The organism is Micromonospora sp. PRAS1 (assembly GCF_059553435.1).
Genome location: NZ_JCANNB010000023.1, coordinates 1 through 13,947, shown reverse-complemented (window position 1 = coordinate 13,947; position 13,947 = coordinate 1). Strand labels below are relative to the sequence as shown.

At 72.3% G+C, this 13,947-nt stretch carries 14 protein-coding genes; 5 read left to right on the top strand and 9 right to left on the bottom strand.

Features of this window, described 5'->3' with window-relative positions; genetic code table 11:
* Positions 1–99 precede the first annotated feature (99 nt).
* The gene (locus AC507J_RS20935) at positions 100–477 is read right to left on the bottom strand and encodes a DUF3499 domain-containing protein (RefSeq protein ID WP_496290871.1); all 378 of its coding nucleotides are present in this window, start codon (positions 475–477) and stop codon (positions 100–102) included.
* 151 nt (positions 478–628) lie between these two features.
* On the opposite strand from AC507J_RS20935, the gene AC507J_RS20930 reads away from it, so the two are divergent.
* A complete protein-coding gene (locus tag AC507J_RS20930; protein ID WP_341719105.1) occupies positions 629–1,078 on the top strand; it encodes a metallopeptidase family protein in 450 nt (149 codons plus the stop codon).
* A 116-nt stretch (positions 1,079–1,194) separates the two neighbouring features.
* Here AC507J_RS20930 and AC507J_RS20925 read toward each other — a convergent pair whose 3' ends face one another.
* From AC507J_RS20925 to AC507J_RS20900, 6 genes are all read right to left on the bottom strand, one after another.
* On the bottom strand, positions 1,195–1,452 hold the full coding sequence (locus AC507J_RS20925; RefSeq protein WP_111245606.1) for a WhiB family transcriptional regulator: 258 nt from the start codon (positions 1,450–1,452) through the stop codon (positions 1,195–1,197).
* A gap of 471 nt (positions 1,453–1,923) precedes the next feature.
* Positions 1,924–2,268, bottom strand: coding sequence for a phospholipase (locus AC507J_RS20920; RefSeq protein ID WP_496290870.1), 345 nt, complete (start codon positions 2,266–2,268; stop codon positions 1,924–1,926).
* A gap of 16 nt (positions 2,269–2,284) precedes the next feature.
* Entirely contained in the window at positions 2,285–3,679 is a 1,395-nt protein-coding gene (locus AC507J_RS20915; protein WP_496290869.1) for a DUF4331 domain-containing protein, read from the bottom strand.
* Between the two features lie 108 nt (positions 3,680–3,787).
* Positions 3,788–4,069: a hypothetical protein gene (locus AC507J_RS20910; RefSeq protein WP_496290868.1), complete on the bottom strand. Its 282-nt coding sequence runs from the start codon at positions 4,067–4,069 to the stop codon at positions 3,788–3,790.
* A 159-nt stretch (positions 4,070–4,228) separates the two neighbouring features.
* Positions 4,229–6,808, bottom strand: coding sequence for a bifunctional FO biosynthesis protein CofGH (locus AC507J_RS20905; protein ID WP_496290867.1), 2,580 nt, complete (start codon positions 6,806–6,808; stop codon positions 4,229–4,231).
* A gap of 74 nt (positions 6,809–6,882) precedes the next feature.
* Positions 6,883–7,926, bottom strand: a complete 1,044-nt coding sequence (locus AC507J_RS20900; RefSeq protein WP_496290866.1) for a hypothetical protein — start codon at positions 7,924–7,926, stop codon at positions 6,883–6,885.
* 98 nt (positions 7,927–8,024) lie between these two features.
* Between AC507J_RS20900 and cofD the strand changes: the two genes are divergently transcribed.
* Genes cofD through AC507J_RS20885 form a run of 3 tightly spaced genes read left to right on the top strand, consistent with a single transcriptional unit; the run spans position 8,025 to position 10,697 of the window.
* The gene (cofD, locus tag AC507J_RS20895) at positions 8,025–8,972 is read left to right on the top strand and encodes a 2-phospho-L-lactate transferase (protein WP_496290865.1); all 948 of its coding nucleotides are present in this window, start codon (positions 8,025–8,027) and stop codon (positions 8,970–8,972) included.
* The gene (locus AC507J_RS20890) at positions 8,969–10,057 is read left to right on the top strand and encodes a coenzyme F420-0:L-glutamate ligase (RefSeq protein WP_496290864.1); all 1,089 of its coding nucleotides are present in this window, start codon (positions 8,969–8,971) and stop codon (positions 10,055–10,057) included. The genes cofD and AC507J_RS20890 overlap by 4 nt, the downstream gene beginning before the upstream one ends.
* A gap of 19 nt (positions 10,058–10,076) precedes the next feature.
* Positions 10,077–10,697: an NUDIX hydrolase gene (locus AC507J_RS20885; RefSeq protein ID WP_496290863.1), complete on the top strand. Its 621-nt coding sequence runs from the start codon at positions 10,077–10,079 to the stop codon at positions 10,695–10,697.
* Here the strand turns inward: AC507J_RS20885 and AC507J_RS20880 are convergent.
* Positions 10,666–11,757 carry a mannose-1-phosphate guanylyltransferase gene (locus AC507J_RS20880; protein WP_496290862.1) on the bottom strand — a complete coding sequence of 364 codons (1,092 nt, stop codon included), beginning with the start codon at positions 11,755–11,757 and terminating at the stop codon, positions 10,666–10,668. The genes AC507J_RS20885 and AC507J_RS20880 overlap by 32 nt on opposite strands.
* A 48-nt stretch (positions 11,758–11,805) precedes the next feature.
* The gene (locus AC507J_RS20875; RefSeq protein ID WP_496290861.1) at positions 11,806–12,951 is read right to left on the bottom strand and encodes a glycosyltransferase family 4 protein; all 1,146 of its coding nucleotides are present in this window, start codon (positions 12,949–12,951) and stop codon (positions 11,806–11,808) included.
* A 150-nt stretch (positions 12,952–13,101) separates the two neighbouring features.
* Between AC507J_RS20875 and AC507J_RS20870 the strand changes: the two genes are divergently transcribed.
* Positions 13,102–13,791, top strand: coding sequence for a TIGR03089 family protein (locus AC507J_RS20870; RefSeq protein ID WP_496290860.1), 690 nt, complete (start codon positions 13,102–13,104; stop codon positions 13,789–13,791).
* Positions 13,792–13,947: the final 156 nt, after the last annotated feature.

The following is a 13,947-nucleotide window of genomic DNA, read 5'->3' as shown; positions in this document are numbered from 1 at the left end:
CCCACCCCACCCCACCCTGACCCCGTTGATCATGAGGTTAGCGGCAGTAGTTGATCTTCAAAGCGCCGCTAACCTCATGATCAACCACGAAAAGGGCGGTTAGTGGGGTGGGGGGATTACCCGGAGGTGGCCGCGGCGGGAAGAGGTGGTGGGAGGGCTGGGGGGGCGGGTTTGGGTCTGGTCGTCCTGCGGGGGGCGGGGGGCGGGGCGGGCGGCCTCGCGGACCGCCTCGGCCAGCGCGACCAGGTCGTCGGTGGTGGGCGGCGGCGGCTCGAACTCGCCCTCGTGCCGGACCACCTCCCAGCCCCGCGGCGCGGTCAGGCTACGGGCGTGCGGCTCACAGAGGTCGTACGTGTGCGGCTCGGCGAAGGCGGCCAGCGGACCCACCACAGCCGTTGACTCGTTGTAGACATAGGTCAGCGTGGCGACCGCTTGCCGGGGGCAGCCATTACGGGAGCAGCGCCGTGGTGACCTCACGGGCGCAGGGTATCTCCATTACCGGGTCCGGCGCACCGCTTCGCGTTGCGACACGCCCGTCTGGGTGATCACATTTCTACCGCACCGACGCGGCTCGCCACGGTGGCGGCGCTGATGCGGTCCGGCCACTTCCGGAAGCTACCCTTTGCCCATGACGAGCCCGGAGAACCGCCGCCCCGGCGCCAGCCGGCGGGCCCACCGCGACCGGCACGGTCGGGGCCTGCGCGGGCGGCTGGTGCCGGCCACCGTGCCGTTGGCGCGGACCAAGGCGGAGATCTTCGACGACCTGGTGCTGGACACCGTCGAGACGCTCGAACGCCGGTTCGCCAAGGAGTTGGCCGGGGTGGAGTTCGCCGTCGAGGACGTGCCGCCCGAGCTGAACGTCTACGACTCCGATGTGCTGGAGGACGGCGAGGTGCCGCTGGCCCGGTTGCTCCCGGGCCGGCCCGGCCGGCAGGAGTTGCCGCCCCGGATCGTGCTCTACCGGCGGCCCCTGGAGTTCCGGGCGATGGACCGGGAGGATCTCGCCGACCTGGTGCACGACGTCATCATCGAGCAGGTGGCGAACCTGCTCGGCGTCGACCCGGACGAGTTGGCCTGAGCACCGCCGACGGGGCGGCCGACCTCCGGGGAAGTGCGCGCTCCGCTCGTCCGGGCAGGGCGGTCCCCCAACCGCCCCGGCCCGACGAGTCAGGCTGCCCGGCGCTTCAGCCTGCGTCAGGCTGCCCGGCGCTTCAGCTTGCGCCGCTCCCGCTCGGAGAGCCCACCCCAGATGCCGAACCGCTCGTCGTGGCCGAGGGCGTACTCAAGACATTCCGCCTTGACCTCACATCGCGTACAAATTCGCTTCGCTTCTCGGGTAGAGCCGCCCTTCTCGGGGAAGAACGCCTCCGGGTCGGTCTGCGAGCACAACGCCCGCTCCTGCCACTCCGGCGCGTTCCCGAGCAGGTCGGCCGCTTCGAGCTGGCCGTCCATCAATTGCCTCCTTGTCGCGCACCGGCGTCATCGCCGCTGCAACCCCCCACGCGAAAGGCGTGTTTGTCCGTCCGGACCCGTTTTGCTGCGTTCCGCGCGAACAACCCCATTCAAATTACACGCGTGTAATGCGTGCGCCGTCAAGCCAAACTTGATATTGGAGTCGCCCTCCCGACACGCGCCCGGACGGCAGTCCGGACCACCCCCGTCCTCGCCTTGCCCTATCGATTCAGACCCCGGCGGAGTAACGCCCTCCCCGGCGAGTTGCCGGAGTTTTCTCCCGTGGCGCAGGGTGCCGCAGCCGAACGATCGAGCCCGCCAGGAACCCGGGAAGGCCACCCGTCAAGATCCGTTGATCTTGAACGGCAAGGTTAACGCGCCTCCGCCCGTCCTGCCCGCCGGGCGGGCGCACAACGACCGCGTCCCGCCCACATCGTGGACGGGACGCAGTCGCCGGGGGTGCCTCGGTGGTCAGTCGGCAGTCGGAGATGTGCTGGTGGGCCAGACGAATTCGGCTACGAATCCACCCGCGACGGTGACCGTACCGGCGGGCGTGTCATCGTCCCACCAGACGGTATAGAGGCCCGCGGGAAGATCCGGATAGACCGCGCTGTGGAAGGTGCCGTCCCGGACCTGGCGCTCCCGCACCGCAGCGTGGGTACGCGGCTGTTCCTCCTGATCGGCCCGGCTCACCTCGATCTCCCGGCCGAGCAGTTGTCGTCCGGTATGGATGATCAAGGCACCGGTGTCGCCGCCCAGGTTGAGCAGCACAGCCCCGCTACCCGTCGGCCCGTACGCGTGTGCGTGCCCGCCCATGTCTCCCCTCCCCAACTCAGGCCGACACCGGCGGGTTGTTGAACCCGTCGTAGGGCGTACCGAGGAACGGGAAGTTCCGCAGGAAGGGCGCGGTCACGTCCGCCTCGGTCAGCCCCGGGGTCACCGCCGCCGCGGCGTCGTCCGGGGTGAACTTCTTGTCGACAAGCGGGACGGTCAGCCCGGCCACCGCGCGCAGGGCGATGGTCACCACGTCGTCGGTGACCCGGCGGCCGTTCGGCCACCCGGCCAGATCACCGCCGAGCACCCCGAGGCGGTTCGGGCGACGGGCCGGCGGGATGGCCGTGTTCAGCCGGAGCATGTCGGCCTGGACGTCGCCGGTGGCGTTGCTGAAGCCGTTGATCAGTCCTTCCGGGATGCCGGTGAGCAGGATGGCGACCAGGTCGGCGCGAGCCTTCTTCGACTTGTTCAACTTGGCCAGGTTGTCGAAGACGCCCGGGTAGAGCACCGGCAGCAGGGCGGCCAGTTCCGGCTGTTCGACGAACTTCGCGAACCGCTTGTCCTCCGAGGGGGGCAGGGTGTTCCACAGGTCCTTCTGGGCCATCGGCACGATGACCTCGTTGAACAGTGGATTGCCCAATCGGGACACCTGGGTGAACGGCCCGGCGTCGGTGTCGCCCGCCGCCCGGTCCCCGAGCACCTTCACCTGCCGGCGGGACGCCGAGGTCCACACCCCGATCACCGAGGCCGGCTCCTGCCAGTTGTAGCGGTCGGCCCGTCGCCGCAGCTTCTCCAGCGGCACCTGGATGGCCAGACTGTGCACGTTCATCCGGTCGAGGGCGTTGACCGGCTCGCCGGCCTCCCGGAACAGTTTCTTCCCGGCCACATGCAGCTGCTGGAAGGGCCGCAGCGTGCCGAGGTCGAAGATCGCGCCGAGGTCGACGTAGAAGCCGTCCGCGCGTTGCCCCGCGAAGACCTTCTCCCCGGTGGAGAGCGAGAAGGTCGCCTGGCGGACCAGATCCTCGTAGCGCGGGATGGAGAGCGGGCCGACGTTGCTCGGCGGGCAGGGCAGCTTACGGGCCAGCAGTTGCTGGCGGCCGTCGGCGATCCGGGTCAGGCTGTAGAACTGCCGCCGGTTCCAGTTCTCGCTTTCAAGCGACTCGATCGGGCCGGTGTTGTAGAGAAAGCTGTTCGGATTGGTGATCTCGGTGGTGAACTCGAAGCGGTAGGTGACCTCCGGCTCGCCGTCCCCGTTGTTGTCGATGTGGATCTCGTACCGCACGTCGTCGCCGAACTCGAAGAAGTTCGGCCCGCCGGAGGGAAGCTGCAACGGCACGTAGTTGGCGATCAGCGTCACCGTGTCCGGCTTGTTCGGGGTGACGAAAGCGTACAGGTCCGACGAATCGGCGACCGGATCCTTTGCGATCTCCGGCGCCTCGCGGTGTGAAGACATGGCGAACCCACCTCACTGGGCAGAATGGTGAATCGGACGGCCGGCCGGGCGCCGAGAGCCCGCGCCGGGCCGAAGAGAAGGGGCCGAAGAGAACGGGCCGAAGAAGAATCAGCGCTGCGCGGCGGCCTTGCGCAGCCGGTCCGCCAGGCCCTTGTCCCGCACCTGGAGCCGGGACTCGCCGACGAACACGTCCATCGTTCCGTTCCGGGCGTCCCGCAGGTGCACGATGATCGTCTCGTCGGGACCGGCCGCGCCCTTGTCGCCGTCACCGGCGGCCGAGAGGCCCGGCACGGCGAGGGCGGCGGCACCGAGGGTGGCGCTGGCCGCGGCCGTCAACGTCTGTCGGCGGGTCAGTTTCGGCCAGCGCCGCTTACGGCTCTCAGTTCTCATGGGCAACCTTTCCAGCGGCGGCGCGCACGCGCCCGCGATGGCGGACGGGGGTCGCGACGCCTACCGCGCCGGCCCCCTGCGAGGGGTACCGGCGGCGGTCCTCGCCGCTACCGCCGCCGGCATCGACAGGTACGGCTGCCGCCGGGCGAAGGTTCGACGTTACGCGGAAATGTGACCGTACGCGGTGGTACGCCTACGCACCGGCCGCCCCGCCGCCGCCGCGATCGACCGGAGCTGCTCCTCGGTACGCGCCGACCCGTTGCCCGAACCCGCCATCCGCGAGATCGTCTCCTCCATCAGCGTGCCGCCCAGGTCGTTGCAGCCGCTGCGCAGCATCTCGGCGGTGCCCACGTCGCCCAGCTTCACCCAGGAGCACTGGATGTTGTCGATCCGGCCGTGCAGCAGCACCCGGGCCATCGCGTGCACCACCCGGTTCTCCCGCCAGGTCGGGCCGGGCCGGGCGATGCCGGCCAGATAGATCGGGGCGTTGGTGTGCACGAACGGCAACGCCACGAACTCGGTGAACCCGCCGGTGCGGTCCTGCACCCCGGCCAGCACCCGGAAGTGCGCCAGCCACTGCCCCGGATGGTCCACGTGGCCGTACATCATCGTGGAGCTGGACCGGATGCCCAGCTCGTGGGCCGTGCTGACCGTCTCGACCCAGGCGGCGGTCGGCAGCTTGCCCTTGGTCAGCACCCACCGCACCTCGTCGTCGAGGATCTCCGCCGCGGTGCCCGGGATGGTGTCCAGCCCCGCGTCGCGCAGCCCGGTCAGCCAGTCCCGTACCGAGACGCCGGCCTTGGCCGCGGCGGTGACGATCTCCATGGGCGAGAAGGCGTGCACGTGCATCTGCGGCACCCGCGCCTTGATCGCCCGGACCAGGTCGGCGTAGACGGTCACCGGGAGCTTCGGGTCGATGCCGCCCTGGATGCAGACCTCACCGGCACCGGCCGCCCACGCCTCCTCGGCCCGGTCGGCGACCTGCTCCACCGACAGCCGGTACGCGTCGGCGTCGCGTTCCCGCTGCGCGAAGGCGCAGAACCGGCACCCCACGTAGCAGACGTTGCTGAAGTTGATATTGCGGTTCACCACGTAGGTGACGTCGTCGCCGACGGCCTCCCGGCGCAGCTCGTCGGCGGTACGGCAGAGTTCGTCAAGCGCCGGACCGTCGGCGGCGAAGAGGGCCAGTGCAGCATCGGCGTGCCGGGTTTCGAGCAGCGCCGCCGGATCGTCGGCGGCGAGCCGCAGGCCGGCCCGCAGGTCGGCGTCCCCGCTGCCCGCAGTGGCCTGCCGGCCCGCCATGGTCCGCTCGGCGACATCCGCTGCCGGGCCGTCACCGGCGCCCACCCGTGCCGGTGGCACGGCGACCTTGGCCGCAACCTCCGACCAGTCACCGTAGACGTGGTCGAAGTCGCCCCGCCGGTCCTCGGTACGCCCCGTGGTGTCGATGGTGACGTGCAGGTCGGTACGCCCGCCGTACGTCTCGTCGGGCTCCTGCCACGGCCGACCCACCGGCCGGGCCGACTCCACCGCCAGCCCGGTCGCCGGATCGGTCAGCGCGCCGACGTGCGGCAGCAGACGCGGGTCCAGCCAGGGCTCGCCGGCCCGGACGTACTCCGGGTAGATGGTCAGCCGCTCGCGCAGGGTGAACCCGGCGGCGGCGGTACGCGCCGCCAACTCGTCCAGCTGCGGCCAGGGGCGCTCCGGATTGACGTGGTCCGGAGTCACCGGCGAGACACCGCCCCAGTCGTCGATGCCGGCCCGCAGCAGCAGGTCGTACTCGCCGGCGATCAGGTTCGGTGGCGCCTGGATGCGGGCCTTCGGGCCGAGCAGCACCCGGGTCACCGCCACGGTGGCGGCGAGGTCGTGCAGCTCCGCGTCGGGCATCCCGCGCATGGCGGTGTCCGGCTTGGCGCGGAAGTTCTGCACGATCACCTCCTGGAGGTGGCCGTACTCCCGCATGGCCCGCCGGATCGCGAAGATCGCGTCCACCCGCTCGGGATGGGTCTCGCCGATTCCGATCAGGATGCCCGTGGTGAACGGGACACCGACCCGGCCGGCGTCGTCGAGCACCCGCAACCGCACCGCCGGCTCCTTGTCCGGCGAGCCGAAATGCGGGCCGCCCGGTTCGGACCAGAGCCGAGTCGCCGTGGTTTCCAGCATCATCCCCATGCTGGGTGCGACCGGCTTGAGCCGGTGCAGCTCCGACCAGGAGAGCACGCCCGGATTCAGGTGCGGCAGCAGACCGGTCTCCTCCAGCACCGCGACCGCGCAGGCGCGCAGGTAGTCCAGGGTGGACTCGTAGCCCCGCTCGTCCAGCCACCGCCGGGCCGCCGGCCAGCGTTCCTCGGGCCGGTCGCCGAGCGTGAACAGCGCTTCCTTGCAGCCCTGCGCCGCACCGGCACGGGCGATGGCGAGCACCTCGTCGCGGTCGAGGAAGGCCGCCGGCAACCGGTGCGGCACGGTGGCGAACGTGCAGTAGTGGCAGCGGTCCCGGCAGAGCCGGGTCAACGGGATGAAAACCTTCTTGGAGTACGTCACCACGCCCGGTCGGCCGGCGTCCCGCAGGCCGGCGTCGCGGATCGACCCGGCGATGTCAAACAGCTCGTCAAGTGCCGCGCCCCGGGCGGTGAGCAGCGTCGACGCCTCGCCGACGTCGATTGCCCGCCCGGTCGCGGCCCGGTGCAACGCTCGCCGCACGCCCGCCTCGTTCGGCACCGACTCGCTCCGATCAACCATCCGCCCAGCCTATGCGCTGCCGTGCCGGCCCACGGTGGGCCCGGCACCACCGCCGGGCAGCGGATACCGAGCGGTCAGCGCGGGTCGATGCGCTGGGTCGGGTCGGCGTCGGGGTCGGGGCGCGGTACCGGCTGGGTCGGTTCGGCGCCCTGGCGCGGGATGGCCTGGGTCGGATCGGCCGAGGCCGGCTGCCCGAACGGCGGCGCGGCCGGTGCCGGAGCGGGTGACGGTGCGGCCGGTGCCGGCGACTGCGGGGCGACCGCCGGCTGGCCGTGCGGCGGCCAGGTGTGCGGCGACGACGGCTCGCCGGCCGACGGCGGCTGACCGGCCACCGGCCAGCCCGGCTGGCCGCCACCCGGGTAGCCACCGGTCTCACCGCCACCGGCGTGGGGATCGGGCTGGCCGCCACCGGAGTAACCGGCGGAGTACGCGCTGGCCTGGTCGCTGCCGGAGTACCCGCCGGGCTGACCACCGCCGGAGTAGCCACCGGGCTGGCCGCCGCCGGGCCACCCGGTCGGCTGGCCGGGTGCGGCCCAGCCGCCAGCCGGCTGGCCGGAACCGCCGGGCTGGGCAGGGTAGGGCCAGCCCGGCTGCTGCGGGGTGCCGTAAAGCCCCGGCTCCGGCTTGGGCCGGGGCACGTGGTAGAGCCGCTGCCAGACAGTCCAGACCAGGTAGGCGGCCACCGCGAACAACGCCAACCAGCCGACCCGGGTCAGCGTGCCGGTGAAGGCCTCGAAGAGCTGGCCCTCGGCCAATCGACCGACCAGCCAGACCAGCAGGGTCAGTCCGCCGAGTACCGCGCTGAACGCGTACTGGCCGAGCGCCACCTGCGTGATCAGTTTCGCCCGCGGCACGACGGGAGCCAGGTGCGTGGCGAGCAGCACGGCCAGCACCGGCAGGACGATCGCCTCCAGCCCGATGAAGACGGCGGACGCGCCGCCGGCCCGCCCGGTCACCGTGCTGTACGTGCCCTGCGGGGTAAGCAGCCGGATCAGGCCGACGAAGAGGAAGAGCGCGTTCGCGCCGAGGAGCACGAAGGCGGCCAGTTCCCGCAGCGGCCGGGTCGCCTGGCTGGCCGGAGTCGGATCGGTGGGCGAGGGCTCGGCGGGGCTGGTCACGAACTCTCCCTGAGGGCGAAAGCGGACAGGTGCCGACGTGAGCCTAGTCTCCCCGTGCGACGGGCCGCCGAAGGCGTCACGTAGGCGAGGATGGGCGGATGCGGATCGTGGTTCTGACCGGGGGCATCGGCGGTGCCCGGTTCCTGCTTGGCGTCCGGGCGTACGCCCGGGAAGTGGACGCCGAGGTGACCGCGGTGGTGAACGTCGGTGACGACCTGCGCCTGCACGGGCTCCGGGTCTGCCCCGACCTGGACAGCGTCATGTACACCCTGGGCGGCGGCGCCGACCCGGAGCGGGGCTGGGGACGGGTCGACGAGAGCTGGACCGTCAAGTCCGAACTGGCCGCGTACGGCGCCGAGCCGAGCTGGTTCGGGCTGGGCGACCGGGACATCGCCACCCACCTGGTCCGCACCACGATGCTGGACGCGGGCTATCCCCTGCACCAGGTCACCGAGGCGCTGGCGGCGCGCTGGCAGCCCGGCGTACGCCTGCTGCCGGCGACCGACGACCGCCTGGAGACCCACGCGATCACGGACATCGACGGCGCCCGGCGGGCGATCCACTTCCAGGAATGGTGGGTACGGCACCGGGCCCAGGTGCCGACCCACCGGTTCGTCTTCGTCGGTGCGGAGACGGCGAAGCCGGCACCCGGCGTCACGGAGGCGATCGGCGCGGCCGACCTGGTGCTGATCGCGCCGAGCAACCCGGTGGTCAGCATCGCGCCGATCCTGGCCGTACCGGGCCTGCGGGAAGCGGTGACCGGCGGTCCGGCCCCGGTGGTCGGCGTCTCACCGATCATCGGTGGCGCGCCGGTGCGCGGCATGGCCGACCGGTGCCTGGCGGTGGTCGGGGCCGAGTGCAGCGCCGCCGGTGTCGGTGGGCTCTACGGCTCGCGGGCCGGCGGTGGCCTGCTCGACGGCTGGCTGGTCGCCGAGGAGGACGCGGATACCCTGGTGCCGGACGTGGCCGTACGCGCGGTACCGCTGCGGATGACCGACGAGGCGGCGACGGCGGCGATGGTCCGCGCCGCGGTGGAGCTGATGTGAGACTGGAGATCCTGCCGGTGCCCGGCATCGGCCATGTGACCGAGGGCGACGATCTGGCGGCGCTGATCGGCGGTGCGGCACCCTGGCTACGCGACGGCGACGTGCTGGTGGTGACCAGCAAGATCGTCTCCAAGGCGGAGGGACGCCTGGTGGACGTCCCGGCCGACGGACCGGAGCGGCAGACCGCCCGGGACGAGGTGCTGGCGGCGGAGACCGTTCGGGTGGTGGCGGCCCGGGGCGCGACCCGGATCGTGCAGACCCGGCACGGCTTCGTGATGGCCGCGGCCGGGATCGACGCCTCCAACGTCGACAAGACCCGGCTGGTGCTGCTCCCGGTGGACCCGGACGCCTCGGCCCGGGCACTGCGGGCCGGGCTGCGGGAGCGGTACGGCGTGGACGTGGCGGTGATCGTCAGCGACACCATGGGCCGGCCCTGGCGCAACGGGCTCACCGACGTGGCCCTCGGCGTCGCGGGCATGGCGGCGATCCGCGACCACCGGGGCGAGGTCGACCCGTACGGCAACGAGCTGGTGCTGACCCAGATGGCGGTGATCGACGAGTTGGCCGCGGCGGGCGAACTCATCAAGGGCAAGTGTGACCAGATGCCGGTGGCGGTGATCCGGGGCTACCTGACCGCACCGCTGGCCGGGGACGGCGCGGGGGCAAAGGTCCTCGTCCGGGACGCCGCGATGGACCTGTTCTCGCTCGGCACCGCCGAGGCGACGGCCGCCGGGCTGGCCGCCGCCGCCACCCTGCCGGACCAGCCGGGCGACACCCCACCCGACCCGGAGACGGTACGCCAGGCGATCGCCTCGGTCGCCGACGTGGTGGCGCCCGGCACGGTCTTCACCCCGATCACCGAGGACGGCGTACGCGCCCGACTGGTCAGTACGGTGCCCGGCTGGCCGGCGCGGGCCAGCGCGCTGGTGCTCTGTTCCCCGCCCACCCCGGCCGGGCAGGCCCAGCTGGTCCGCTTCGGCGCCGACGTCCAGCGCCTGCGCACCGCCCTCGCGGCCCGCGACGTCCCCTCCCAACTCCTCCCGCCACCCGCCGCCACCACCGCCGCCGCCACCCTCGCGCTCTGAGAATGAAAGGAAGGGCCCCTTGTTAACGCCTCGTGTAGAGAAGGGGCCCCCTTTTAACACCGGCACCGGCGACACCTGGACGGCGCTGCACGCCGACGCGGTGGCGGTGCTGAGCGGTTGGCAGCCCACCGACGCGACGGCGGCGACCGCCCGGCAGCGCACCCTCGACCTGCTCGCCGCCGGGCCGACGGCGATGCGCCGCGAGCACCGGGCCGGCCACGTCACCGCCAGCGCACTGGTGTTCGACGCGACCGGGTCCCGGGTGCTGCTCTGCCTGCACGGCAAGTTCCAGCGGTGGGTGCAGCTCGGCGGGCACTGCGAGCCGGGCGACCGGACGCTGGCCGAGGCGGCGCTGCGCGAGGCCACCGAGGAGTCGGGCATCGCCGGCCTGCGGATCGATCCGGTCCCCATCGACGTGGACGTACACCCGGTGCGCTGCCAGGGCGGGTCGCTGCACCACGACGTCCGCTACGCCGTCGTCGCCCCACCAGGCGCGGTGGAACAGGTCAGCGCGGAGTCGGAGGCCCTGGGCTGGTTCCCGCCCGACCGGCTACCGGAGCCGCTGGCCGGCGGGACCGCCCGGCTCGTACCACCCGGGCTGGCCGCCTTCAGACGAGCTTCTCCTCCCCCCGCGCCTTGAGCTCGTCGACGATCGTCTTGACGTCCTGAGCGCGGTCGCGGGGGCAGACCAGCAACGCGTCCGGCGTGTCGACCACGATCAGGTCCCGTACGCCGACGCCGGCCACCAGCCGCCCGGACTGCGGTACCACCACCACGCCGCTGCTGTCGCGCAGCAGCACCTCGGCCTCGGAGTCCGCGCCGAGCACCACGTTGCCGTCGGCGTCGGCCGGCAGCACCTCGCCGAGGGTGTGGAAGTCGCCCACGTCGTTCCACCGGAAGTCGCCCGGCACGGTGGCGACCCGGCCGGCGCTGGCCGCGCCCTCCATCACCGCGTAGTCGACCGAGATCTTCGGCAACGTCGGCCAGACCGCGCCGAGCACGTCGTCCTGCTCCGCGCTGCCCCAGGCCGCGGCGATCGCGGTCACGCCGGTGTGCAGGGCGGGCTGCTGGCGGGCCAGCTCGGCGAGGAAGGCCGACACCCGCCAGACGAACATGCCGGCGTTCCAGAGGTACCGGCCGGAGCGCAGGTACGCCTCGGCCACCTCGGCGCTCGGCTTCTCCTTGAATTCGACGACCGGGCGCATCGGCCCGTCGCCTACCGGTTCGCCGGTCTGCAGGTATCCGTACCCGGTCTCCGGTCGGGTCGGGGTGATCCCCACGGTCATCAGCAGCCCCTGCTCGGCTCCACGGACCGCCTCGGAGACCGTGGCCACCCACCGCTGCGGGTCACCGATCAGGTGATCGGCGGCGAACGAGCCCATGACCGCGTCCGGATCCCGTACGGCGATCACCGCCGCGGCCAGCGCGATGGCGGCGCAGGAGTCCCGTGGCGAGGGCTCGACCAGGATGTTCTCCTCCGGTACCCCGGTCAGTTGGCGGGCCACGGCCGCGGCGTGGGCCGCGCCGGTGACCACCATGGTGCGTTCCGGGGTGGTCAGCGGTGCCGCCCGTTGCACCGTCGCCTGGAGCAGCGAGGCGGACGTGCCGGTGAACGGATGGAGAAACTTGGGATGGCCGGCGCGGGAGAGCGGCCACAACCTTGTGCCGCTGCCACCCGCCGGGATGACGACATAGATCACCAGGACATCATGCCCGAACCACCCGGACCGGTCGCCCGGTTGCCACTGTCAGGATCGCGCTCTCGACCAGGCGGCGATGTGCACCTCGGCGCTGGACTCCCAGGTGAACTCCTTGGCCCGATCGAAGCCGGCCTTGGCCAGCGACAACCGGCGCGGCTCGTCGTCGAGGAGCGCGGCCAGGTCGGTGGCGATCTGGTCCGGGTCCTCGCTGGTGTAGGCGACCGCGTCGCCGCCCACCTCAGGCAGTGACAGCCGGGGGGTGGTGAGCACCGGGGCCGCGCAGGCCATCGCCTCCAGGATCGGCAGGCCGAACCCCTCACCGTACGAGGGATAGGCCGCGACCAGCGCACCGCCGAGGAAACCGGGCAGGTCGGCGTAGCGCAGGTAGCCAGGGCGCAGCAGCCGCAGGTGCGGCGGCACCTCGGCCACCGCCCGATCGATGTCGTCGTCGTGCCCCTGGCCGCCGGCGACCACCAGCGCGGGCGGGTCCTGCCGGTCGGCCACCGCCCGGGTCCAACCCCGGATCAGGTTCGGTACGTTCTTGCGCGGCTCCTTGGCGCCGAGGAACGCGACGTAGCTGCCGCCACCGAGGCCGAGCCGGGCGCGTACCCGGGCCTTCTCCTCGTCGCCGGGGGCGTGGAAGGCGGTGTGGTCGACGCCGTGGTAGGCCACGTCGATCCGGGTCGGGTCGGCGTCGAGCAGCCGGATCAGCTCGTCCCGGGTCGCCTTGCTCGGCACGATCACCCGGTCGGCGCGGCGCAGCGAGGTCTTGATGGCGCTGCGGAAAAACGTCCGGCGGGACTTGTCGTAGTGCTCCGGCTCGGTGAAGAAGGTCGCGTCGTGCACGGTCACCGTGACCGGGCATCCGGCCCGCAACGGGCAGGTGTAGAAGGGCGAGTGCAGCACCTCCGCGCCGACCTGCTGGGCCAGCAGCGGCAGGCCGGTCTGCTCCCAGGCGAGCCGGGCGGGTCGGTGCGCGACAGCGGCGGGCGCGGGGACGATCTCCGCGCCGGGCAGCATCCGACGGTAGCGCTCCAGATCCGTGCGGAGGCTGACGACGACCAGGTCCACCGCCGAACCGCACACCTTGCCCAGGGCACCGAGCAGGCCGTCTACGTATCTACCGACGCCGCCACGATCGGCGGGGACACTCGTGGCGTCGATGAGTACGCGGGGCTGGCGACCGGCGGTCACTGGGCGACTCCTTGCGCTGACGGGACTGTGGGGAACAACACTCCGGCAAGCCTACGCCGGAGCCGGGTACGGACGCTGACTGCGACCCGACGGTACGCCGACTTGTCGTTGTCATTGAATACGTTCACCGGCGGCGTATCGTTCGCGCCGATGGCCGACAACCTTGCCCGGGTCCTCGCCGACGCGATCGCGACCGACCCGACCCGCCCCCTGCTGACCTGGTACGACGACGCGACCGGCGAGCGCACCGAACTCTCCGGCGCGACGCTTGCGAACTGGGTGGCCAAGACCGCCAACCTGCTCGTCGACGAGTTGTCCCTCGGTCCGGGCGACACCGCCGGCGTGTTGCTCCCGCCGCACTGGCAGACCGCTGCGGTGCTGCTCGGCTGCTGGTCGGCCGGGCTCACGGTGACCGACCAGCCGGGCGACGTGGACGTGCTCTTCGCCGCCGCGGACCGGATCGCCGAGGCGGACAGCTGGACGGCAGGCGACCGGTACGCCCTGGCGCTGCACCCGTTCGCGCTGCCGCTGCGGGAGGTGCCGGCCGGCTTCGCCGACTACGTGACCGAGGTCCGCGCGCACGGCGACCACTTCGGGGCGTACCCGCCGGGCAGCCCGGCCCATGCGGAGCTGCGGGCCCGGGCCGTCACCCGCGCGGCGGAGTTGGGCATCGCCGCGGGCGACCGCGTCCTGATCGACGTGGACCGCCATCCCGACCCACTCGACTGGCTGCTGACCCCCCTGGCCGCCCGCGCCACCCTGGTCCTGACCGCCCACCCCACCCCCACAACTCTCGCCACCCACCAGGCCACCGAAAAAACCACCCACACCCTCCCCTAACCGCCCCACCCACCGAGACCCAGCAACCCCGAGACCCAGCAACCCCGAGGCCCAGCGGCGCCGATCTTGCACTTTCGGTCGCCGCATACCGGACTTAACACGCAAAGCAGCGACCGAAAGTGCAAGATCGCGGAAACGAGGGGGAGGGGCGAGGGC